Here is a 20,076-nt window from a genome sequence, read left to right as displayed (position 1 = left end):
CCACGATGCATCCGGGCGTGGTAGGTCGTTGAGCCTCAGAGCTTCTTGCGCATCCGGACCAGCGGCACGGCCGCCCCGCCCGCCGCGTCCGTCAGCTGTTCGACCTGCTCGAAGCCGGCCGCCTCGTAGAGCTTGGCACCGGCCAGGGTGCCCATCAGCTCCAGCTCCGTGAAGCCCTCCGCGGCCGCCGCCTGCTCGCAGCGGGCCAGGACCAGACGACCGACGCCGCGGCGGGCGAAGGCCGGATGGGTGTACATCGCCCGGACCCGGGCCGGTTCGGTCGCCGGGTCGAGCAGGGCCGCGTCACGACCCGCCGAGTGGTCGCCGCCGTACAGCGTCGCGCGCCGGCTCCAGCCGCCGCAACCCGCCAGTGCCCCGTCCGACTCGACCACGAAGTACGTACCGTCGTCGACGAGCTGGGTGTCCAGGCCCATGATCGCGCGGCTGGAACGGATCTGGTCGTCGTCGAGGAAGTCGCGCTGGAGCTCGGTGATCGCGGCGTCCATCAGGGGCAGCAGGGCGGGCACGTCCTCGGGACGAGCGGCCCGGATGGTCAGAGTCATGGCCTCAGTTTGTCGCGGGCGCGGCCGGCCGGGGTGCCGGTTCCGCGATCCCGGAGCGGTTCACCGGGCCGTCCACCGCTGCCATCGCGAGCGCGATGCCGAAGAACATCACCGACAGGTTCATGTCCGTGTACCCGTAGAACGGCGTGATGATCAGGGTGATCACCGGGATCACGCTGAGCCACTTGCCCGGCGTGGACACCGCCACCGACAACCGGCGGGCGATCATCACGAACAGCAGCAGGAAGATCACCAGCGCGGGGAGGCCGTGGCTGTACATCACCAGCCAGAGCTGCCCCTGGGTGCCCAGCGGCTCGGCCGCGTACGTGGTGTCCACTGTGCGCGGTGCGCCGTACCCGAGCAGCGGCGAGTGCAGGACCGCCTCGAACGTCTGCCAGTACAGATCCGCCCGGTCCCGGGTCGAGTCGGTGTTCTCCACCCGGCTGGTGATCAGGTCGGTCACCGGGATGACCAGCGTGACCAGCCAGCCCAGCACGGTCACGCCGGCGATCGAGGCGATGACCCGCACGTCACCGCGCAGCAGCGCGCGCAGGCCGAGATACAGCAGGCCGGCACCGAGGCCGACGAACATCCCGCGGTTCAGTGTCAGGAACGCCGGGACCAGCGAGAACGGCAGCGAGACGATGACGACGGTGCGCAGGACACCGCCACGGACGGAGCTCAGGTACGCGACCACGCACGGGATGAGGATCGCGAAGCCCGTACCCCAGTTGTTGGTGTAGGGGTAGGGCGCAGCCGTCCGGAAGTAAGGGTTCCGGCTGGTCGCACTGAACTCCGTGGCATGCGAATGGGTGAGGGCCTGCACGATGCGGTCCTTGGAGATGCTCCCCGGCAGCAGCATCTCGACCGGGGTGGTGATCGCGAACCGGGGCGCGAACACGCCGATCCAGCCCAGTGCGACCATCGACAGCCAGAAGACCATCAGTGGCTGGAACAGCTTCGCCCAGGCGGTGCCGTTTCGGGCGGCGTTGTACACGTACAGGTAGACCAGGAACGCGGCGATCACGAAGCCCAGGCGTAGCCCGTACATGACGAAGCCGGTCGCCTTTTCCATCCTGGTGCCGCTGACCACGATCAGGCCGATCAGCATGAGCCACAGCGTCCAGCCGGTCGGCATCCGGACCCGGCCGTGGCTGATCAGCACCACCCCGAGCACCACCGCGAAGATCGGCCACAGCAGGTACAGAGCGCCCAGCGCCCACCAGAACGGCACCATGCCGAACATCAGGTACAGCGGCCAGAGGGGCAGTGCGGGCATCGATGCAGTGTAATGCCGCGGCCGATTGGATGACCCTATGTAGGATACGGAGATGGCTGTGCGGATGACGTCGTCGGTGCTCAAGGTGGTCGCCGCCCTGCTCGCCGACCCGGCCGCGGAACAATACGGACTCCAGCTCATGCAGGCCACGGGCCTGCCGAGCGGCACCCTTTACCCCATTCTGGTACGCCTCGAGCGCGCCGGATGGCTCCGGTCCCGGTGGGAGGACGTCGACCCCACGGCCGAGGGACGGCCCAGCCGACGCTATTACCAGCTCACGGCCGACGGCGTGGCCGACGCCCGGCGCGAGGTCACCACGATGCAGCAGCAGATGGCCCGCGCCACCGGCATCCCCGGTTTCAGCACGTGAGCCCGGCAGCGCTCCTCGTCCGGCTGGCCGCCCGGCGGTGGCCGGCCGATCTCGCGCCGGATCTGGAACGCGAATGGCTCGCCGAGCTCGACTCCCTGCGCGGCGGACCGCTGCGCCAATTGGCCTTCGCGGGCAGCCTCGCGGTCTCCCCCACCGTCGACGGCCCCACCTGGCCGGACCGCGCCCGCACCGCGGCGGCACCCGTGGTGCTGACCCTGCTCGCGGCGGCCCTGTTCAACGGCGTACGGCTGGCCGGTCATCAGGTCGGTCCGGTCGCCGCTGCCGCGGCCCTGGTCGTCGCGGTCGTGGCCATGGCCCGGCCGGGCCGGCGCACCACACCCGGCGGGGTGGTCATGATCGGTGCCTGCGTCTACGCGTTCCTGCTCGCCGGCAATCCGGTGGCCGTGATGCCGTTCATGGGATGGCGTGACATCGGCCCGGCCCTGGCGGTCTGGACGCTGGGGACCGCCCTCGTCGCCCGGAGCCGCTCTCGGCTCGTCGCGGTGACCGGCACCTTGCTCACGCTCGACCTCGCCGTGGCCGCCGGATCGCTGCACGCCGCCGCGACACTCGGCGCCGATGTCGTCGAGGCGCCGCTGTGGTTGCCCCGGGCGCTGCTGCCCGGCACCGATCCGCCGGTGCTCATCAGCAACGCCGCGGCGATGGCGGGCGTGCTGACCCTCGCCTCGGTGTCCGTGCTGGCCGGGCTGCTGCGCCGCGGGCCGGCACGTCGCCTGCCGATCGGGCGGATCCCCGCCGGTGTCACCACCGCGCTGGCCGGTGTCGCGGTGGGCGAGGCGCTGCGCCGGGCGCCACGGGCCGTCGACGCGGGTTTCGGCTTCGGGTTCCTGACCCATCCGGCCGGCCTCGCGGCCACCGTCCTGGTGATCGCCCTCGCCGTCGCCTACCGATCGCCCCTTCGACGCTGAGTAACCGATCCCCCACCCAAAGGCAGGTGGCAGACCCTATGTAGAGTTCCGACTATGGGTATCGCTGGACGACGTCTTCTCTGGCTGCCGGCCGTGGTCGCCGCACTGCTCACCGCCTGGGCGGCACTGAGCCGGCCGGCCGCGATCCGGCTCTCCGACCTCGGCGTCTACGCGGGCGCGGTCGACGGGCTGCGCCACGGCGCGAGCCTCTACGACTTCATCAGCGCCGGAAACGCACCGTTCACCTATCCGCCGTTCGCCGGGCTGGTGTTCCTGCCGCTCGCCGGCGCGCCCGCCCTGCCCCTGCGGATCGGGTGGACCATCGCCACCCTGACAACGGTGTTCCTGCTGGCCGGGTTACTCGCCCGCCGGATCCGCCCCGGTTTCACGGTGCTCGCGCCGGTCGCGGCGGTCGTGCTCATGGTCTCCGCGCCGGTCTCGTCGACCGTCAAGTACGGCCAGGTCAGCCTGTTCCTAGCCGCGATGATCACGGTCGACGTGCTGCTGCTGCGGCACCACCGGGCCCACGGCGTCCTGATCGGGCTGGCCGCCGCGATCAAGCTGACCCCGCTGATCTTCATCCCGATGCTGTGGTTCGCCGGCCGGCGCCGGGCCGCCCTGGTGGCGACCGCGACGTTCGCGGGCTGCGGTGCCTTCGCGGCGCTCGTCCTGCCGGGCGACTCGTGGCGGTTCTGGACCTCCGAGGTCTCCCACGTGAGCCGGCTCGGATACATCACCGGCGTCGGCAACCAGTCCCTCAACGGCGCGCTCATGCGCTTCGACGTCGCGACGCCCGCCCGGTCCATGATCGCCCTGGTCGCCGGCGGTGCCATCGCGGCGGTCGCCCTCTGGCACGCCGCCCGGCTCGCCCGCCGCGACGACTGGGTGTCCGCCCTGGTGATCACGGGCGCCGCCGGCATCGTGCTGTCCCCGGTCTCCTGGACCCATCACCAGTTCTGGCTGGTCCTCGCCGCGGCCCTGCCGGTGCGGGGCCGGGCCCGGCTGCTCTGGCCGGTGCTGGTGCTCGCGGTCATGCTGCTGCCGGTGACCGCGTTGGGGCCGCCGCTGTGGAGCAACCTGCGCCTCGTCCTCGCGATCACCGTCGCGGTGGTCATCCCGTTCCTGCTGACCACCCGCGCCCCACGCCACGAACCGGCCTACTTGACACAGACCTGTTGCTTCGCTGGCCACGTGAAGCAGGATGGTGATCCAGTGCGGTTACGGTCCGACCGGCAGGTGGGACCTCCGGCACACCGCCGGGGTCCGGGCAACCCAGCGCATTAGTCTGGCCGGACGATCAATTCCTCATATGAAACGGAAAGTGATGATCGACCAAGCCAAGGTACGAGTTCTGCTGCTCGAGAGCATCCACCCCGACGCGGTGTCCCGGCTCGAGGCAGAGGGTTACCAGGTCGAGTCCCTCCGCAACGCCCTCGACGAGGCCGAGCTCATCGAGCGGCTCCCGGGTGTGCACCTGCTCGGGATCCGGTCCAAGACGCAGGTCACCGCCAAGGCGCTGGAGGCCGCTGACAGCCTCGTCGCCATCGGCGCGTTCTGCATCGGCACCGACCAGATCGATCTCGGGACCGCCTCGCGGGCCGGGGTCGCGGTCTTCAACGCGCCGTTCTCCAACACCCGCTCGGTGGTCGAGCTGGCGCTGGCGGAGATCATCGCGATGACGCGGCGACTCACCGAGAAGAACAACCTCATGCACGAGGGTGTGTGGGACAAGGCCGCCGTCGGCAGCCACGAGGTCCGCGGGCGCCGGCTCGGGATCGTCGGGTACGGCAACATCGGCACCCAGCTGTCCGTGCTCGCCGAGAACCTGGGCATGCACGTGTCCTTCTACGACACGGCCGACAAGCTCGCGCTCGGCAACGCCCAGCGCTGCGCCTCGCTCGACGAGCTGCTCGAGCAGTCCGACGTGGTGACGCTGCACGTCGACGGCCGCCCGGGCAACGCCGGATTCTTCGGCACCGAGCAGCTCGCCAAGATGAAGCCGGGCGCGATCTTCCTCAACCTCTCCCGCGGCATCGTCGTCGACCACGGCTCGCTGCGCGACGCGCTGACCAGCGGACACCTCGCGGGTGCCGCCGTCGACGTGTTCCCGACCGAGCCGAAGGGCCGCGGCGACGAGTTCGTCTCCGAGCTGCGCGGGCTGCCCAACGTGATCCTCACGCCGCACATCGGCGGTTCGACCGAGGAGGCGCAGGCGGACATCGGTGACTTCGTCGCCAACAAGCTCACGCACTTCATCCAGGAGGGCAACACCACGCTGAGCGTCAACCTGCCCAGCGTCGCCCTGCCGGCCCAGTCCGGGACGAGCCGCATCGTGCACGTCCACACGAACATGCCCGGCGTGCTCGCCCAGGTCAACAGCATCCTCGCCGAGCACCACGTGAACGTCGAGGGTCAGCTGCTCAGCACCCGCGGTGAGTATGGCTACCTGATCACGGACATCGGCGGCAGCTTCAGCTCCGAGGTCCTCGACAAGCTGCAGGGCATGAGCCAGACGGTCCGGCTCCGCGTCCTCTCCTGACGTGACCCCGGGGCCCTCCTAGTCGCGTGTCTCCACCGACAGGAGGGTCACCGGGGACTCGGCGTCGACGTCGTAGCGGTTCTCCGTCGCCCAGCCCTTCGGCGTCAGCGTCGAACCGGGCGCGACGTCACGCAGCGTACGTTTCCCGGCCGCGACCGTGTCGGCGCCACCGCGCACCTTGACCCGCACCGGGTTGCCCGTGGGTGAGGTCATCGCCAGCTCGTCCATCGCCCCGGCGACCGTGAGCAGCACCGTGCCGCTCGCCTTCGGCAACTGGATCGCCGTACGCTTCGAGCCGCCGGAGAAATCGATCCCGCCGACCTGACCGTCCTGCATGTTGAGCTGCTGCTCCTCGGACGCGCCGGAGAAGCGCAGCGTCCACATCACCTTGGACGAGAGCACCACCTCAACCTCGCCCTCGCCGGTGGCCACGTCCCCGCCACCGGCCCCGGGCGCCAGGTGCAGCTCGACCCGGTCCTGGGTCAGCTCCGGCTTCGGCAACAGCCCCGAGGCCTCGGCAGTGGTCATCCGGTACAGGCTGTCACCAAGATCCTCGCTGCGCACCGTCACCTTCGTGACGGCGCTGACAAGTTCGAACTCCGCGTTCTTACGACCCTCGAGCAGGGCGGTGGCCGTACGGTTCTCGGCCCGGCCCGCGTCCAGCCCCAGCACCGACGTCGGGTCACCACTGGCGCCGGAGAAGTACGTGATGCCCGCGACCGTGCCGCCGACCGCGACCGCCGCGGTCAGCACCAGCCCGGCGACCATGACAGCGGGGCTGCGCCGGGGCCGGGCGGGCGCGGTGCCGGCACCGGCGACGGCCCGGTGCGGGCGGATCTCGTGCGCGGCGTCACCGACAAGGTCCCCGATATGGTCGTCCTCCGGGCGGCGCCACTCCGGTTCGGCCCGCGAGACGATCGCGTGCGCACCCGTCTGCCGCCGCACCGAATGGGCCCCGGTCGCGGGCGGCGGCGCGTCGTCCCAGCCGGAAGCGGCACCCTCGTCGGACCCATAGGGCCGCGTAGGCAGCGCAAGCCGCTCGACGTCCTGACGCCGAGCCGGAAGCGGCGCCTCCTGACGCCGGGCGGGCAGCGCCAGCTCCTGACGACCGGCAGGCGGCCCCACCTCCTGACGGCCGATGGGCGGCGCCTGGTCCCGGCGGCCGGGGGGCGCTGCCTGCTCCTGGCGGCCGGCGGGTGGGGCCGACTTCTGGCGGCGGCTCGGCATTGCCGGTGAGATCGGAGCGTCGTCGCGCCAGTTGCCGCTGATCGGGCCCGCGGTGAAGCCGAACGAGGTACGCCCGTTCGTCGCCGGAGGGGCCGGGCCGTACTTGGGCTCCGGTGTCGGCTCACGCCGGCGCCGGTCCTCCCAGTCGCCGGCCTCCCAGCTATCCGCCTCCCCGTTACCCGCCTCCCCGTTGCCGACCTCCCAATTGCCGGCCTCCGCGGCCCAGTCGCTCCGGTCCCCCCGCGTCTCCTGCCGGGACGGCAACGCACCGGGCGGCAAGGCACCAGCCTGCGGCCCACCCGGCCGCGAGCCGCCGGACTGCGGGCCGCCGGACTGCAATGCCCGGGGCTGCTGGCCGCGGACCTGCGGGGCGCCGGACCGCGGGGCGTCGGAGCGGGGGGCGTCGGAGCGGGGGCTGCCGGGCTGGGCGGCTCCGGATCGCGGGGCGCCGGGCTGAGCGGCGTCGGGGTGGGGGGCGTCCAGCCAGGCGCTGACCCTCGGCGTCTCGCCGGTGTTGTCCCGCTGCGGGGTGAACGCGTTCCAGCTGCCGGTATCGGTCATGTCCTCGCGCGCCTCGTCGTGGGTCGAACGTGCGGCCGGGCGGCGGAACGGCAACGGACCGGTTCCCGGGCGACGGTAGAGATCTTCGTGGTCCGCTGCATCGTCCGAGGCCGTGTCCGCGAGCGCGACGGACACATCGGACGAATCTGCAAGTACTCGTTCCACGCGACGTCCTCCAGCTCGCGCCGGCGCCGCCTGTCTGCGAGGGCGCTCCGACGAGAGGTACGTATGAACGGGCTTAGCGGATGAGTAAAGAAGTGAATTACTCTGTGTTACGTCCGTTGGGCCGGAGCAGGCCCCTTCTGGTGGCCACCGCGACCGCCTCCAACTGACTGTGCGCACCCATTTTGCCGAGCACGGCTTTGACGTAGCCACGGCAGGTGTGGACGCTGATGCCGAGCCGCCGCGCGATCGCCCGGGGGTCCAGACCGGACCCCATCAACGCGAGCACCTCGTGCTCACGCGCCGTGAGCCCGCCGGCCCGCGGCCCCACCACCGGGGTGGTGCTGCGCAGCAACCGGGCGAGGATGTCGGTCGACACCGTCATGCCGCCGCCGTGCGCGGTGCGGATCGCGTTCATCACGTCACCCAGGGGGCCGTTCTTCGACAGGAACCCCGAGGCGCCGGCCGCGGTCGCACGTCCGACCAGGGCGGATTCGTTGTTCGCGGTCAGAATCACGAAACGGGTGTCCGGCTGCCGGTGCCGCAACAGCTCCGCGATCGCGATGCCGTCCGCGTCCGGGAGGTCGGGATCGAGCAGTACGACGTCCGGGCTCAACTCCTGCACCATCCGGATGGCCTGCTCACCCGTGCAGGCATGACCGATGTAGCTCAACTCGGGTCGCCCGGTCAGCGCCACACCGAGCAACTCGGCGAACGTCTGATGCCCGTCCACCACGAGCACCGTGATCGCCTCGCTCACCATTCACGCCTCCTGATCCGCCAGCGCTGGAAGTCTATGTGTCTTCCGCGCAAAGCCAAGGCGTACCAACAGTCTGACAGGACCCGCGAGCCACGCCGAACCCGTTGACCACCTGCTGACCGGATGAGGCCGAGTGGTCCGGACACCTCGTATCTTCGGTCGGCCCTCCCCCTCGCTTTCGGGGTCGACGTCCACCAGCACGGCGGCTTGCCGGGCGACCGGCCACGGTGGAGAGTGGCCGCCGGTCGGCACAAAACATCGCAATTGGTTCTCGGTTGCCCAGCGCGTGCCGGATTCGCCCGCGGAGCGCCCGCCGGTGGCCCAGAATCTGCGGGTGCGAACGTCACTGCTTCCCGTACCCCTCGCCCCTGAGATCTCCCTGCACCTGGCCGACTCCCGGACCGGGTTGTTCGACGCGTCCGGCGGTGAGTTCCGCAGCGACGTCGCCCCGCCGTTCTGGGCGTTCGTCTGGGCCGGCGGCCAGGCGCTCGCCCGGTACGTGCTGGATCATCCCGAGATCGTCGCCGGCCGCCGCGTGCTCGATGTCGCCACCGGCTCCGGGGTCGCCGCGATCGCGGCCGCCCGGGCCGGAGCGGCCGCGGTCGAGGCCATCGATCTCGACGCCGCCGCGGTCGCGGCCACCGTCCGCAACGCCGAGGCGAACGGCGTCACCGTGCGTGCCCGGACGGCCGACATCGCCGGGGCGGGTGACGGTTTCGACGTCATCCTCGCGGGCGACGTCTTCTACACCCGCAGCGTCGCCGACCGGATGACGGCCGCCCTGCGCCGGCTCGCACCCGGGGCGGCCGTGCTGGTCGGCGACCCGGGCCGGGGCTTTTTCCCGCAGCGGCTCTTCGTCCGCAGGGCGGAGTTCGCCGTGCCGGTCCCGGCGGCCCTGGAGGAGACCGAGACCCTCGTCACAGGGGTGTGGGAGATGCTTTCACCACACAACAAGTTGTACGCTGCACACATCGAGGGAGGAGCGGGGTGACGAAGCTGGACAGCGAGGACGCGATCGGACAGGTCGCGGACGAAGTTCTGCGGTTCGTCCGCTTGGGCGCCCGCGCCAAGAGCATGCTCAACACCGGGGATCTCGGGGCTGAGTTCTCCGCGCTGATGCTCCTGTTCCCCCTGCGACACCACGGACCACTGCGGGTCACCGACCTGGCCGATCTCAAGGGCGCCGACCCGTCCACGATCAGCCGGCAGGCGGCTCAGCTGGTCAGAGCCGGCCTCGCCCGCCGGGAAGCGGATCCGGCCGACGGCCGCGCGTCCCGGCTGGCCGTGACCGAGTCCGGCCTGGCGGCATGTGCGCGCCTGCACGAGGGGCGCCACGCGCTGCTGAGCCAGGCGATGAACGACTGGCCGGAGGAGCGGATCCGCGCCTTCGCCGGCCTCTTCCACGAATTCAACAGCTCCGTCGAAGCGCTCCTGCGCAACGACCCAGCCGCAGCAGCACGGGAGAACGCGTGAGTAACTCCACCGAAACCGCACCGGCGGCAGCCGGGCGGGGCGGTCCGGCAGCCGCCCCAGGGTCCCCGCCCTCGGCGGAATTCACCCACCGCCAGGTCATCACCGTGCTGGTGGGCCTGATGATGGGGATGTTCCTGGCCGCGCTCGACCAGACGATCATGGCGACGGCGACCCGTACCATCGCCGACGACCTCAACGGCTTCAACCTGCAGGCCTGGGCGACGACGGCGTTCCTCATCACGTCGACGATCTCCACGCCGCTGTACGGCAAGCTCTCCGACATCTACGGACGGCGGCCGTTCTTCCTCGCCGCGATCGGCATCTTCATCGTCGGCTCGTTCCTCTGCGGGCTCTCGCAGAACATGTACGAACTGGCCGCGTTCCGGGCGATCCAGGGCCTCGGCGCCGGTGGCCTGATGTCGCTGGCGCTCGTCATCATCGGTGACATCGTGCCGCCCCGCGAGCGCGCGAAGTACCAGGGCTACTTCCTCGCCGTCTTCGGCACCGCCAGCGTCATCGGCCCGATCCTGGGCGGCTTCTTCGCCGGTGCCGACAGCATCCTGTGGGTCGACGGCTGGCGCTGGGTCTTCTACCTGAACATCCCGATCGGCATCGCGGCCATGATCGTCGTCGCCCGGGTGCTGCACCTCCCGCACACCCGCAACGACCACCGGATCGACTGGCCCGGCGCGCTCACCCTGGTCATCGGCCTGGTGCCGCTGCTCACCGTCGCCGAGCAGGGCCGTGACTGGGGCTGGGGCTCGGGCCGCGCGATCGCCTGTTACGTGATCGGCGTCCTCGGCCTGGTCGGGTTCGTCCTCGCCGAGCGGGCCTACAAGGACGAAGCGCTCCTGCCGCTGCGGCTGTTCCGCAACCGCACGGTCGCGGTCGGCGCCACCTCCAGCACCATCCTCGGCATGGCGATGTTCGGCGGCCTGATGACCGTCCCGCTGTACCTGCAGATCGTCAAGGGCAGCTCCCCGACCGTCGCCGGCCTGCAGATGATCCCGTTCGTGTTCGGCATCATGGCCGGTTCGATCACCTCGGGCCAGCTCATCGCCCGTACCGGCCGTTACCGGATCTTCCCGATCATCGGCAGCACCCTGATGCTGGTGTCGCTCGGCCTCTTCGCCCTGATCGGCGCGGACACCCCGCTCTGGCGGGTCATGCTGATCATGGTCGTGATGGGCCTGGGGCTGGGCGGCAACATGCAGCCGATGATCACCGCGGTGCAGAACGCGGTGTCGCCCCGCGAGATCGGTGTGGCCACCAGCTCGGTGACCTTCTTCCGCTCCATGGGCGGCACGCTGGGCACCGCGATCTTCCTCTCGGTGCTGTTCAACGTGCTCCCGGGCAAGATCTCCAGCGCCTACCAGGATGCCAAGATCGCGTTCCCGGGCGGCCAGGGCGGCACCACCGACCTCAACGACACCTCCTTCATCAACAAGCTCCCGGAGGCCGTCGCGCATCCCTTCAAGGTCGGGTTCGCCGACGGCATCCAGGTCGTCTTCCTGCTCGCGCTGGCGGTCATGGTCGTCGGCCTGATCGTGGTGCTCTTCCTGCCCGAGATCCCGCTGTCCCAGCGTTCCGCCCAGCAGCAGCGGGCGGCCGACGCGGCGGCCGCGGCCGACAGCGACGGGGTCCCGGGAGAGGCCGGCGCCGGTCCGGTCCGGTCCACCGCCGGTGGCGGCACCGCTCATTGACGAGCGGCGGCCGGGCGCTCGTACCCTGGACGCATGGCTGTAGTGAAGATCAACGCGATTGACGTCCCCGAGGGTGCCGGACCGGAGCTGGAGCAGCGGTTCGCCGCCCGGCAGGGCGCGGTGGAGAACGCCAAGGGGTTCCTCGGCTTCGAGCTGCTGCGCCCGGTGTCGGGAGAGAGCCGCTACTTCGTCTACACCAAGTGGGAGACGGAAGAGGACTTCCAGGAGTGGTCGGCCGGTTCCGGACGGGCCGCCCACGCCGGCGAGCGCAGCAAGCCCGTCGCCGGGGGCGCGAGCCTGCTGGAGTTCGAGGTCGTCCAGCACGTCGCCAAGTAACACCGCACGATGAGATCGGCCCGGGCCAGCACTGGTCCGGGCCGATCCGCGTCAGGCCTCCGCGTTGCGGGCCGCGGCGGCGATGAGGCGTTCGGCGACCTCTTCGCGGGCCAGGCCCAGGCGCTGGGAGGTGTCCCGGAGGATGTCGTACGCCTCCCGCACGCCGCAGCCCCGCTGGGCGATGATCACGCCGGCCGCCCGGTCGACCGCCGCGCCCTCACGCAGGGCCTGGCGGCGCTGGAGCTCGCCGAGGAGCACCTCGGCCTGGTTGACCAGGGCCATCGCTGTCAGCAGCAGCTCGGGGCCGAGGCCGCCGGGGTGCGCCACGAAGAAACTCACCGAGCCGACCGCCGAGCGCTGGATGTCGAGCGGGACGGCCGCCACGCCGCGCACCCCGAGCTCGCGGGCGCAGTCGTTCAGCTCCGGCCAGCGCGGGTCGGTGGTCAGGTCGTCGGCGGTGACCACGGCCCGGGTGCGGGCCGCTTCGAGGCCGGGGCCGTCGCCCGTGGCGTGCTGGAGGTCGTCCAGCGGCTGGGCGTGCGGACCCGAGGCGGCGAGTGCCGCCGGGCCACCCTCGGAGATCAGGGCGACTGAGCACCGCAGCGTGCCAGGAAGCGCGTGGGCACCGAAGACCGCCAGCCGCTCCAGTGCCCCGGGCACGTCATCGGCGGCCAGCAGGCGGGCCGTGAGCTCGTGCAGCAGCCCCGCCACCTCGACCGGGTGCGGACGGGTGACGCCGTACTCGACCGGCAGCGGCGTGACGGAGATCGAGGCCGACGGTGGGGCGCCGGTCGCCGGTGATGCGCGACGCGATGTTCGGCGCCGCCCGGAGCTCCGTTGCGGGGCAGACATTTGGCCGATATTGCCATGCCTTGGGGCGAACACGAAAGTGGTGTCCTCTATCGGGTGCCATCCCGGGGCGGGTCCGCCGGGGAGGCCTCGGGGGCGTCCTCGCGCTCGTCCGACTCGGCCAGGATGGCCGCGGCCTGGGCCCGGGGGTCGGCGCTGCCCGCTGTCCGCTCCTCGGGCAGCAGGTCGGCGGCGCGGTGCTCGATCCGATCATCGCTCATGGCCGATGGATTACCCAGAATGACCGGACATAACAGAACCCGGGGAAACGCAACGTCGCCCCCGGGAGAACCCGGGGGCGACGTCACGTAGATGTCGGTGTGCAGGTCGCCTCGCGGCGAGTGGCTCAACGCGGCTCCAGCCGAACGGTATTCCGCGAAGGCTTAGGGTGAGGCCCGGGGACACTGGTCACACCGACATCTGTCATCAACGGTCGGCACCCCACCGCCATTCCGGTAGCAATTGTGACCTGGACCACAAACTAGGAATTCAGCGCGTGGCCGTTGAGCGGCTGACGGGGCTTCGGGGCAGGTCCGCCCTCCGCACCCTCCTTCGCCGCCGAATAGGCCATCTGCAGGAAGTCCGAGACCGCGGTGGCCGTGAACACCGTCGCGGTCAGGCGGGTCAGCTTGGGGGCGAGCACCAGTCCCCCGGTCAGCCCGGTCGCGACCCAGACCGCCAGGCAGAACGGGCAGCTCACGAGTTCGCCCAGCGAGTGGCGCAGCGAGCTGCCCTGGTCGCGTACCTCCTCGTTGATCTCGCCACTGCCGCCCGGCTCGCGGTAACGGGTGAACGGCGCGCGCAGCGGGCTGGTGATCGAGTCCTTGGCGATCAGCCGGCTCAGCTTGTGCGTCGCCAGGGAGATCAGCACGACATCGCCGACCGCGGGCCGCTCGGGCACCGGCCGGCCGGTGAGCTTCGCGGTCGCCGCGAGCGAGGCCGCCAGGGCACCGAACGCGCCCATCGTCATGACGTATCCGTCGAGGGGGCGGTGTTCGTGGGGCGCGTACTGCCGCCGCAGCCGGTCGAGCCGGCCGCGCAACGAGGGAAGCATGGGGGGTCCCTTCAGTTTTTACAGTGCCTGGGTCAGCCGATGGGGGTCGACCTCCCGGCCCGGATGCCGGGCCAGGTACTCCGTCTCCAGCTCGGCCGTGCGCCGCAGGTGCGTGCTGAGCGCCGCGTCGGGGCCGTGGCGCAGGGTGTCCAGCCGGGTGCGGTGCAGACTGCCGAGTTCGCGCATGATGTCCTCGTCGGCGAGGCCGGCCGGATCGATGCCGGTCGCGGTGCCGAGGAGATCATCGGCGTCGGGTTCGCGCATGATCTCTCCTTCCCCAAGGGCCCGCGGCTGCTCTCGGCCGGGGCCGCTTGCTGCAACCGTTGCCCGTGCGGTCGGTCGCCAAACCCACGCCGGTACGCTCGACGGCATGAGAGGGCTGTGGACCCCGGCGTGGATCGCACGTCACGTGTTCGCGGTCGTGCTGATCGTGAGCTTCCTCGGGCTGGGCTGGTGGCAATTCAGCCGCGCCACCGAGGGCAACGCCCTGAGCTGGGGCTACACATTCGAGTGGCCGGTCTTCGCGCTGTTCGTCGGATTCATCTGGTTCCGCGAGGTCCAGCAGGAGCTCCGGAGCGGCCGGCCGGCCGCCGGGGACGAGCCGGCCGAGGAGATCGAGACCGCCGACGCGGAGCGCGTGACGATCCGCCGCCCCGTGCGCGTCTCCACCGCCCAGCGGACGCCGGCCGAGGAAGACCCCGAGCTGGCCGCGTACAACGACTATCTGGCCTGGCTGAACGCCCACCCCGGCGCGCGGCCCGGCGACTACCCCGGATACAAGAAGGCAACACCCAGTAACTAAGGACGTGGATCGTGCAGGGAGCCCTCACCCGTTACCGGATCATCGCCTGGATCGTCGGGGTGGTCCTCATCGCCCTGGTGATCGTCGGCATGCCGATGAAGTACATCGGCCACAACGACACGGTGGTCGCCACGATCGGGCCGTTCCATGGGTTCCTCTATATGGTCTATCTGGTGGCGGCGTTCGACCTGAGCCGGCGGGCCGGCTGGCCGTTGAAGCGGATGCTGCTGGTGATGCTGGCCGGCACGATTCCGTTCTTCTCGTTCTGGGCGGAGCGGGTGGTCACCCGTAAATGGATCCCGGAGGCCCTGAACGCGGAACCCGCGATGGCAGAATAAGCGAAAAGTAACGGCTGAAACGCGCTCCGTTATCAGGATCATTCGAATAAAAGTGATAATTGGCGCAAGTCACTCTTCGGGCTCTTGTTTTAATGTGGATCGCCGCTAAGTTGATGCGGTTGGTCCGGTCCGCAGCCACGCCCTCGGTGGCACCGGCCAGCGCCGCCGAATCGCACAGGGCACCGCGACCACCCCGTCCCCCGGGGTCCGCGTCCGTCCTGCCGCGAACCGGGGACCCACCGAGCAGCATCCGGGGTGAATCCGCGCAAGCGGTAGGGCCTTCTTCCCGCCCGAATCCGTCAGCTAACCCGGTAGGCGGCTCAGCGGAAGAGAGGCCGTGCACCGTTGCGACACGCCCGCATGAGGCTACGCACCCTGGTGGTCGCCGCATTAGCGATCGCCATCACCGGTTCCATCGCGCCGGCAGCCGCGCACGCGGAACCCTCGTCCAGTGACATCACCAAGAAGATCACCAAGGCGTCGGACGAGCTCGAGGACATCGTCGAGTCGTACAACAAGATGAAGATCAGCCTGGACAAGACGAAGGCCGAGGAGAAGAAACTCGCCGAGTCGCTCGGGCCCGCGAAGGAAGCACTCGCGGACGCCGGGGACCAGATGAAGCTCATCGCGTCGTCGGCCTACAAGACCGGCAAGGTCGGCACGATGAACGTCGTCCTCGAAGGCAGCTCGAACCTGATGGACCGCATGTCGATCCTGGAGCAGATGTCCCGGACCCGGCAGCGCGACATCGACACCTACACGGCCACGACGCAGGATTACAGCGAGCGTCAGGCCGCGTTGAAGTCGACCCAGGACAAGCAGGCCGCCGAGGTCAGGGAACTCTCCGATCGCAAGAAGAAGATCGAGGGGAACCTCAAGGAGCTGTACGCCATGCGCAAGGCGGCGTACGGCCGGGAGACCGAGAAGGCCACCAAGTACACCGGCTCGGTGCCGAACATCGCGGGCTCCGCCGGCACGGCGGTCTCGTTCGCGTACGGCGCCATCGGGCTCATGTACGAGTACGGTTCCGGCGGCCCGAACACCTACGACTGCTCGGGGCTGACCTCGGCGGCGTGGGCCGCGGCGGGCAAGTCGCTGCCGCACAACGCGGCGGCTCAGTACAGCGCCACCTCCCGGGTCTCCCGTTCCGAGCTGAAGCCGGGTGACCTCGTCTTCTACCGCAGTCTCGCGCACGTGGGGCTCTACGTGGGTGACGGCATGATCATCGACGCGTCGCACGCCGGCGCCCCGGTGAAGAAACGGACGATCAACATCATGACCCCGTACGCGTACGGGCGAGTGGGCTGATCCTTCGCACCAACGGGTAACGGCCGGCCTCCCGCGAGGGAGTGCCGGCCGTTGTCAGATACGGAACAGGCCGGCACCCCTGTCGGGGCACCGGCCTTTGTGGTCGGTCGAGAGGTCAGGCGGCCTGCAGGCCCTCGGCCCGGGCCAGCTCACGCAGCCGGCCGAGCGCCTGAATCTCGAGCTGGCGGATGCGCTCGCGGGAGAGCGAGAAACGCGACGCCACCTCGGTCAGCGAGTGCTCGCGACCGTCCTCGAGGCCGTACCGGGCCCGCATGATGCCCGCGGACCGGTCGTCGAGGTGGTTGAGCAGGCCCTCGATGCGCTGACGCTCCAGCGCGGTGAGCACGATCTCCTCCGGCGACGGCGCGTCGCTGTCGGCGACCAGGTCGCCGAGGTTCGTGTCGCCGTCGTCGCCCACCGGGGTGTCCAGGGAAACGGTGTCCTGGGCCCAGCGGGTGAGCTCGGTGACGCGCTCGACGGTCACGCCCAGGGCGGCGGCGACCTGCGCGGGCTCCGGGTCGGCGCCGAGCTCACGGACGAGCTGGCGGGTGACGTTGCGCATCCGGTTGACGTCCTCGACGAGGTGCACGGGCAGGCGCACGGTGCGCTCCTGCTGCGCGATCGCCCGGCTGATCGCCTGGCGGACCCACCACGTCGCGTACGTCGAGAACTTGTAGCCGCGCTCGTAGTCGAACTTCTCGACGGCGCGGACCAGGCCGGTGTTGCCCTCCTGGATGAGGTCGAGCATCGGCATGCCGGACCGGACGTAGCGGCGGGCGATGGAGACGACCAGGCGCAGGTTGGCCCGGATGAACAGGTCTTTCGACTTCTTGCCGTCGACGACCAGCCGCTCCAGTTCCTCCCGGCTCACACCGCGACGGACCTCACCGGTGTCGAGCAGGTGCTCGGCGTAGAGGCCGGCCTCGATTGCCTTGGAGAGCTCGACCTCCCTGGCAGCGTCCAGTAGCGGCGTCCGGGAGATTTCGTGCAGGTAGACTCCGACGAGGTCGCGCTCTTCGGCAACCTGATCGGTCCTCATCACGGTGCTCTTCTCCACGTTGCCCACGGTCCCCTCATTGCCTTCACTAACCCTGTTACGGGCAATACCTGCGTCCATCAGCCCTCCCCGTAACGTCCGCAGTTCGTGCATTGCGGTGCTGACACCTACACAACAAGTGATGTGCTGCGCTGATTCCGTCTGGTGAGTTGAAAGTGTCACGAGTGTCTGAGTGCCACCTGAGAGCCCGTTGCATCTTTTCTGAGGGCTCTCCCCGACTGTCACGGTCGGAAGACATTCGGAGCCACACCCCGGGTCGGATGCGTCGGACAAACGGATACCCCGGGTCTGTTACATGACACCATCAGCCCTTCATTCGTCACAGCGACGGGCATCACGGCCAACCTTGCGACGCTCGTCACCACCCAGTACGGCCAGGTAGCCGCTGGGGTTCATGTGCTGCATCGACAGGTTGCCGCCGGGCATGAAACAAAACCTCGCGGTAAAAGCGCGCGGAGGCCGTACGGATCGGGACCACCTGCCACGATGCGGCACATCGCGCCGCAGTTCACTAACCCGCACGGGTGACTCCCCGCATGGGTGACGGCCGCCGCGGGGTGCGTTCCATGACCACCTCCACGGTGACGTAGAACACAGCCTTACCGTGGGCCCATGACAGATCAGAGCGTGCTCGTGACGGGTGCCACCGGTGGGCTGGGTGGGGCCGTCGTGCGACTGCTCCGGGATTCCGGCCGGCGCGTGGTCGCCCCGGTGCGCCCCGGAACCCTCGACCGGCTCCCTGCGGGCGTGCTCGGTGTAGAGGCGGATCTCACAGTGCCGGCGGACGTGACCGCGGCCACGGAGTTCGCCGCGAGCGACCCCTCGGCACCGCTGACCGCCCTCGTCAACCTCGTCGGCGGGTTCGCGATGGGCGGCAAGGTGCACGAGACCCCGATCGACGACTTCGAGGCGATCCTGCGGCTCAACCTGCGTCCCACGTACCTCATGACCGCCGCCGCCCTGCCGCACCTCGTCACGGCCGGCGGCGGCTCGGTCGTGTTCGTGTCGTCGCGGGCGGCACTCGCCCCGTTCCCCGGAGCGGCCGGATACGTCACCGCCAAGGCCGCCGTGCTGGCGTTCGCCGACGCGGTCGCGGTCGAGTACAAGAAGCAGGGGGTACGGGCGAACACCGTGCTGCCCAGCGTCATCGACACCTCGGTCAACCGGGCCGGGCAGCCCGGCGCCGACACCTCGCACTGGGTCACCCCGGACGAGATCGCGACGGTGATCGGCTTCCTGGTGAGTGACGCCTCCGCCCCCACCAGCGGCGCCCGGATCCCGGTGTACGGACGGGCCTAGAAACCCTCGGCGAGCTGGTAGGTGAGGGCCGTGGCCGCCGCGACCACCGTCGCGGTGGCCACCAGCAGGGGGCGCGCCCGGGTCAGCAGATCCGCCGACCGGGCCACGGCCGGCAGGTGGGCGAGCATGTCGGCCTGGACCTGCTCCGGGGTGCCGTTCGCGTCGATCACCACGAAGCGGGGGAATTCTGGCAGGGCGCGGTAGGCGGCGGTGGCGGCCCGGAGGTAATCCATCTCCTCGTGGTCGTAGCCACGGCGTTCGATCCGGTCGTAGGCGATCGCCGGGTCGACCGCCAGCAGGAACGTCACGTCCGGCTCCGGGAACAGCCCGTAGGCCAGCCGCGCCCAGAACTCCGAACGGGAGGAACGGGCCCGGATGCTGGCGAACTGACACACCGCGTAACGGTCCATGACGGCCGTCTCGCCGGTGAACCAGCGGCGCACGAGGGTGCGCAGGATCGCGAGCCAGCGCAGCACCGCCTCGACGAAGAGCATCGGGCGGCGGCCGAGCAGGGCGTCACCGTCGGCGCGGCCCAGGGCGGTCGCGAGCCGGCCGAACCAGCGGCGGCCGCCGGCGTTGCGGCGGTAGACGGCCGGGAGTCCACGGTCGGCGAGAGCGTCCGCGAGCAGGTGGGCCTGCGTCGTCTTGCCGGAGCCGTCGATGCCGACGAGTGCGACGGTGCGAGGCACGCGCAACGGGGTGGAGCTGGGGCGGTGGCGAACCGGACCGGGGACCATACCCACCGACAGTAGCGCGGGTTGTCACTAAGCGTTCTCGTGTGGGCCGCGCTCAGGCCGTACAAAATAGGTCTAAGCAGTGGCCTCACGGGGTAGACGTTCAAGTCTGTAACCGGACACCGACTGTCACACAGGGAGATCGCCATGCCGCATCGGGCGGACGAGGGCCTGGTCATCACGCTCAAGAGGGTCGCCGCCGCGCTGAAACAGTCGGAGATCCCGTTCGCGCTCGGCGGCAGCTTCGCGGTCTACGCGCACGGCGGGCACTCCAGCGATCACGATGTCGACTTCGTGATCCGCGAGCAGGACAAGGAACGCGCGCTGGAAGAACTCGCCGCGGTGGGCTTCGAGGTGGAGCAGCCGCCGGAGGACTGGCTGGTCAAGGTGTTCGACGAGGGCCGGATGGTGGACCTGATCTACCGCCCGGTGGAGTCGCCGGTCACCGATGCCACGCTGCGGGACACCTCGATGCTGTCGGTCGAGGCGATCAAGATGCCGGTGCTGTCGGCGACCCAGCTGATGATCCACAAGCTGCTCAGTTACAGCCAGCATTACTGCGACTTCGCCACCGGGCTGCCGGTCGCCCGCTCGCTGCGCGAGCAGATCGACTGGGTCCGGGTGCGCGAGGAGACCGCCAAGTCACCGTACGCGGAAGCGTTCCTGATGCTGCTGGACCGCCTCGACGTGGTCCCGCAGGTCGAGAGCGTCCGTATGACCGTGGGGGGATGAG

Annotated in this window: 23 protein-coding genes and 1 riboswitch; of the genes, 13 read left to right on the top strand and 10 right to left on the bottom strand. The window is 70.1% G+C overall.

All coding sequences use genetic code 11. From position 1 onward, the window contains the following. Positions 1 to 35: 35 nt before the first annotated feature. Positions 36 to 563: a GNAT family N-acetyltransferase gene (locus ACIA6A_RS32580; protein WP_396101797.1), complete on the bottom strand. Its 528-nt coding sequence runs from the start codon at positions 561 to 563 to the stop codon at positions 36 to 38. A 4-nt stretch (positions 564 to 567) separates the two neighbouring features. Further along, positions 568 to 1,842 carry an O-antigen ligase family protein gene (locus ACIA6A_RS32575; protein WP_396101796.1) on the bottom strand — a complete coding sequence of 425 codons (1,275 nt, stop codon included), beginning with the start codon at positions 1,840 to 1,842 and terminating at the stop codon, positions 568 to 570. 52 nt (positions 1,843 to 1,894) lie between these two features. Between ACIA6A_RS32575 and ACIA6A_RS32570 the strand changes: the two genes are divergently transcribed. Genes ACIA6A_RS32570 through serA form a run of 4 tightly spaced genes read left to right on the top strand, consistent with a single transcriptional unit; the run spans position 1,895 to position 5,680 of the window. Then, the gene (locus ACIA6A_RS32570) at positions 1,895 to 2,212 is read left to right on the top strand and encodes a PadR family transcriptional regulator (protein ID WP_396101795.1); all 318 of its coding nucleotides are present in this window, start codon (positions 1,895 to 1,897) and stop codon (positions 2,210 to 2,212) included. Continuing rightward, entirely contained in the window at positions 2,209 to 3,141 is a 933-nt protein-coding gene (locus ACIA6A_RS32565) for a hypothetical protein (RefSeq protein ID WP_396101794.1), read from the top strand. Before ACIA6A_RS32570 ends, ACIA6A_RS32565 begins: the two co-directional genes overlap by 4 nt. Before the next feature lie 54 nt (positions 3,142 to 3,195). Continuing rightward, entirely contained in the window at positions 3,196 to 4,425 is a 1,230-nt protein-coding gene (locus ACIA6A_RS32560) for a glycosyltransferase 87 family protein (RefSeq protein ID WP_396101793.1), read from the top strand. A gap of 25 nt (positions 4,426 to 4,450) precedes the next feature. After that, positions 4,451 to 5,680: a phosphoglycerate dehydrogenase gene (serA, locus tag ACIA6A_RS32555; protein WP_396101792.1), complete on the top strand. Its 1,230-nt coding sequence runs from the start codon at positions 4,451 to 4,453 to the stop codon at positions 5,678 to 5,680. Between the two features lie 18 nt (positions 5,681 to 5,698). Here serA and ACIA6A_RS32550 read toward each other — a convergent pair whose 3' ends face one another. Together ACIA6A_RS32550 and ACIA6A_RS32545 are read right to left on the bottom strand one after the other, a co-directional pair. Then, complete coding sequence (locus ACIA6A_RS32550; protein WP_396101791.1) at positions 5,699 to 7,468, bottom strand: hypothetical protein; 1,770 nt, start codon at positions 7,466 to 7,468, stop codon at positions 5,699 to 5,701. A 262-nt stretch (positions 7,469 to 7,730) separates the two neighbouring features. Then, on the bottom strand, positions 7,731 to 8,393 hold the full coding sequence (locus ACIA6A_RS32545; protein WP_396101790.1) for a response regulator: 663 nt from the start codon (positions 8,391 to 8,393) through the stop codon (positions 7,731 to 7,733). Positions 8,394 to 8,718: 325 nt separating this feature from the next. On the opposite strand from ACIA6A_RS32545, the gene ACIA6A_RS32540 reads away from it, so the two are divergent. Genes ACIA6A_RS32540 through ACIA6A_RS32525 form a run of 4 tightly spaced genes read left to right on the top strand, consistent with a single transcriptional unit; the run spans position 8,719 to position 11,902 of the window. Further along, positions 8,719 to 9,381 carry a class I SAM-dependent methyltransferase gene (locus ACIA6A_RS32540; RefSeq protein WP_396101862.1) on the top strand — a complete coding sequence of 221 codons (663 nt, stop codon included), beginning with the start codon at positions 8,719 to 8,721 and terminating at the stop codon, positions 9,379 to 9,381. Continuing rightward, positions 9,378 to 9,863 (top strand): MarR family winged helix-turn-helix transcriptional regulator, encoded by a 486-nt coding sequence (locus ACIA6A_RS32535; RefSeq protein ID WP_396101789.1) that lies wholly within the window; start codon positions 9,378 to 9,380, stop codon positions 9,861 to 9,863. The genes ACIA6A_RS32540 and ACIA6A_RS32535 overlap by 4 nt, the downstream gene beginning before the upstream one ends. Then, positions 9,860 to 11,566 carry an MDR family MFS transporter gene (locus tag ACIA6A_RS32530; protein ID WP_396101788.1) on the top strand — a complete coding sequence of 569 codons (1,707 nt, stop codon included), beginning with the start codon at positions 9,860 to 9,862 and terminating at the stop codon, positions 11,564 to 11,566. Before ACIA6A_RS32535 ends, ACIA6A_RS32530 begins: the two co-directional genes overlap by 4 nt. A gap of 33 nt (positions 11,567 to 11,599) precedes the next feature. Next, positions 11,600 to 11,902 (top strand): antibiotic biosynthesis monooxygenase family protein, encoded by a 303-nt coding sequence (locus ACIA6A_RS32525; protein WP_396101787.1) that lies wholly within the window; start codon positions 11,600 to 11,602, stop codon positions 11,900 to 11,902. A 51-nt stretch (positions 11,903 to 11,953) separates the two neighbouring features. On the opposite strand, the gene ACIA6A_RS32520 is transcribed toward ACIA6A_RS32525, so the two are convergent. The 4 genes from ACIA6A_RS32520 to ACIA6A_RS32505 form a co-directional block, all read right to left on the bottom strand. After that, the gene (locus tag ACIA6A_RS32520; RefSeq protein ID WP_396101786.1) at positions 11,954 to 12,754 is read right to left on the bottom strand and encodes an ANTAR domain-containing protein; all 801 of its coding nucleotides are present in this window, start codon (positions 12,752 to 12,754) and stop codon (positions 11,954 to 11,956) included. Positions 12,755 to 12,801: 47 nt separating this feature from the next. Continuing rightward, positions 12,802 to 12,972: a hypothetical protein gene (locus tag ACIA6A_RS32515; RefSeq protein ID WP_396101785.1), complete on the bottom strand. Its 171-nt coding sequence runs from the start codon at positions 12,970 to 12,972 to the stop codon at positions 12,802 to 12,804. 260 nt (positions 12,973 to 13,232) lie between these two features. Continuing rightward, positions 13,233 to 13,805: a DUF1360 domain-containing protein gene (locus ACIA6A_RS32510; protein ID WP_396101784.1), complete on the bottom strand. Its 573-nt coding sequence runs from the start codon at positions 13,803 to 13,805 to the stop codon at positions 13,233 to 13,235. Between the two features lie 18 nt (positions 13,806 to 13,823). Further along, the gene (locus tag ACIA6A_RS32505) at positions 13,824 to 14,069 is read right to left on the bottom strand and encodes a DUF6158 family protein (RefSeq protein ID WP_396101783.1); all 246 of its coding nucleotides are present in this window, start codon (positions 14,067 to 14,069) and stop codon (positions 13,824 to 13,826) included. A 106-nt stretch (positions 14,070 to 14,175) separates the two neighbouring features. Here ACIA6A_RS32505 and ACIA6A_RS32500 point away from each other — a divergent pair, with 106 nt between their 5' ends. From ACIA6A_RS32500 to ACIA6A_RS32490, 3 genes are all read left to right on the top strand, one after another. Next, positions 14,176 to 14,607, top strand: a complete 432-nt coding sequence (locus tag ACIA6A_RS32500; RefSeq protein ID WP_396101782.1) for a hypothetical protein — start codon at positions 14,176 to 14,178, stop codon at positions 14,605 to 14,607. An 11-nt stretch (positions 14,608 to 14,618) separates the two neighbouring features. Beyond that, complete coding sequence (locus ACIA6A_RS32495) at positions 14,619 to 14,945, top strand: DUF3817 domain-containing protein (protein WP_396101781.1); 327 nt, start codon at positions 14,619 to 14,621, stop codon at positions 14,943 to 14,945. A 204-nt stretch (positions 14,946 to 15,149) separates the two neighbouring features. Further along, positions 15,150 to 15,278, top strand: a riboswitch (cyclic di-AMP (ydaO/yuaA leader). A gap of 27 nt (positions 15,279 to 15,305) precedes the next feature. Then, positions 15,306 to 16,253 (top strand): C40 family peptidase, encoded by a 948-nt coding sequence (locus tag ACIA6A_RS32490; RefSeq protein WP_396101780.1) that lies wholly within the window; start codon positions 15,306 to 15,308, stop codon positions 16,251 to 16,253. A gap of 115 nt (positions 16,254 to 16,368) precedes the next feature. On the opposite strand, the gene ACIA6A_RS32485 is transcribed toward ACIA6A_RS32490, so the two are convergent. Next, complete coding sequence (locus ACIA6A_RS32485) at positions 16,369 to 17,370, bottom strand: RNA polymerase sigma factor RpoD/SigA (protein ID WP_396101779.1); 1,002 nt, start codon at positions 17,368 to 17,370, stop codon at positions 16,369 to 16,371. A gap of 552 nt (positions 17,371 to 17,922) precedes the next feature. Between ACIA6A_RS32485 and ACIA6A_RS32480 the strand changes: the two genes are divergently transcribed. Beyond that, complete coding sequence (locus ACIA6A_RS32480) at positions 17,923 to 18,609, top strand: SDR family NAD(P)-dependent oxidoreductase (protein WP_396101778.1); 687 nt, start codon at positions 17,923 to 17,925, stop codon at positions 18,607 to 18,609. Here the strand turns inward: ACIA6A_RS32480 and ACIA6A_RS32475 are convergent. After that, positions 18,606 to 19,346, bottom strand: coding sequence for a dTMP kinase (locus ACIA6A_RS32475; protein ID WP_396101777.1), 741 nt, complete (start codon positions 19,344 to 19,346; stop codon positions 18,606 to 18,608). The genes ACIA6A_RS32480 and ACIA6A_RS32475 overlap by 4 nt on opposite strands. Positions 19,347 to 19,490: 144 nt before the next feature. Here ACIA6A_RS32475 and ACIA6A_RS32470 point away from each other — a divergent pair, with 144 nt between their 5' ends. Beyond that, on the top strand, positions 19,491 to 20,075 hold the full coding sequence (locus ACIA6A_RS32470; protein WP_396101776.1) for a nucleotidyltransferase family protein: 585 nt from the start codon (positions 19,491 to 19,493) through the stop codon (positions 20,073 to 20,075). Position 20,076: the final 1 nt, after the last annotated feature.

The sequence above is a fragment of the Actinoplanes sp. NPDC051494 genome (genome assembly GCF_044454705.1).
Taxonomy (GTDB): domain Bacteria; phylum Actinomycetota; class Actinomycetes; order Mycobacteriales; family Micromonosporaceae; genus Actinoplanes.
The sequence above is the reverse complement of the archived record's forward strand: the minus strand, read 5'-3'. Positions and strand labels throughout refer to the sequence as shown.

What these genes read in the sequence shown, in the direction of transcription:
- ACIA6A_RS32525 (WP_396101787.1), top strand. Translation starts at nt 11,600, where the DNA reads ATGGCTGTAGTGAAGATCAACGCGATTGACGTCCCCGAGGGTGCCGGA.
- ACIA6A_RS32515 (WP_396101785.1), bottom strand. Translation starts at nt 12,972, where the DNA reads ATGAGCGATGATCGGATCGAGCACCGCGCCGCCGACCTGCTGCCCGAG.
- ACIA6A_RS32545 (WP_396101790.1), bottom strand. Translation starts at nt 8,393, where the DNA reads ATGGTGAGCGAGGCGATCACGGTGCTCGTGGTGGACGGGCATCAGACG.
- ACIA6A_RS32510 (WP_396101784.1), bottom strand. Translation starts at nt 13,805, where the DNA reads ATGCTTCCCTCGTTGCGCGGCCGGCTCGACCGGCTGCGGCGGCAGTAC.
- ACIA6A_RS32470 (WP_396101776.1), top strand. Translation starts at nt 19,491, where the DNA reads ATGCCGCATCGGGCGGACGAGGGCCTGGTCATCACGCTCAAGAGGGTC.
- ACIA6A_RS32505 (WP_396101783.1), bottom strand. Translation starts at nt 14,069, where the DNA reads ATGCGCGAACCCGACGCCGATGATCTCCTCGGCACCGCGACCGGCATC.
- ACIA6A_RS32580 (WP_396101797.1), bottom strand. Translation starts at nt 563, where the DNA reads ATGACTCTGACCATCCGGGCCGCTCGTCCCGAGGACGTGCCCGCCCTG.
- ACIA6A_RS32520 (WP_396101786.1), bottom strand. Translation starts at nt 12,754, where the DNA reads ATGTCTGCCCCGCAACGGAGCTCCGGGCGGCGCCGAACATCGCGTCGC.
- ACIA6A_RS32490 (WP_396101780.1), top strand. Translation starts at nt 15,306, where the DNA reads ATGAGGCTACGCACCCTGGTGGTCGCCGCATTAGCGATCGCCATCACC.
- ACIA6A_RS32570 (WP_396101795.1), top strand. Translation starts at nt 1,895, where the DNA reads ATGGCTGTGCGGATGACGTCGTCGGTGCTCAAGGTGGTCGCCGCCCTG.
- ACIA6A_RS32560 (WP_396101793.1), top strand. Translation starts at nt 3,196, where the DNA reads ATGGGTATCGCTGGACGACGTCTTCTCTGGCTGCCGGCCGTGGTCGCC.
- ACIA6A_RS32485 (WP_396101779.1), bottom strand. Translation starts at nt 17,370, where the DNA reads ATGGACGCAGGTATTGCCCGTAACAGGGTTAGTGAAGGCAATGAGGGG.
- ACIA6A_RS32550 (WP_396101791.1), bottom strand. Translation starts at nt 7,468, where the DNA reads ATGACCGATACCGGCAGCTGGAACGCGTTCACCCCGCAGCGGGACAAC.
- ACIA6A_RS32480 (WP_396101778.1), top strand. Translation starts at nt 17,923, where the DNA reads ATGACAGATCAGAGCGTGCTCGTGACGGGTGCCACCGGTGGGCTGGGT.
- ACIA6A_RS32475 (WP_396101777.1), bottom strand. Translation starts at nt 19,346, where the DNA reads ATGGTCCCCGGTCCGGTTCGCCACCGCCCCAGCTCCACCCCGTTGCGC.
- serA (WP_396101792.1), top strand. Translation starts at nt 4,451, where the DNA reads ATGAAACGGAAAGTGATGATCGACCAAGCCAAGGTACGAGTTCTGCTG.
- ACIA6A_RS32575 (WP_396101796.1), bottom strand. Translation starts at nt 1,842, where the DNA reads ATGCCCGCACTGCCCCTCTGGCCGCTGTACCTGATGTTCGGCATGGTG.
- ACIA6A_RS32500 (WP_396101782.1), top strand. Translation starts at nt 14,176, where the DNA reads ATGAGAGGGCTGTGGACCCCGGCGTGGATCGCACGTCACGTGTTCGCG.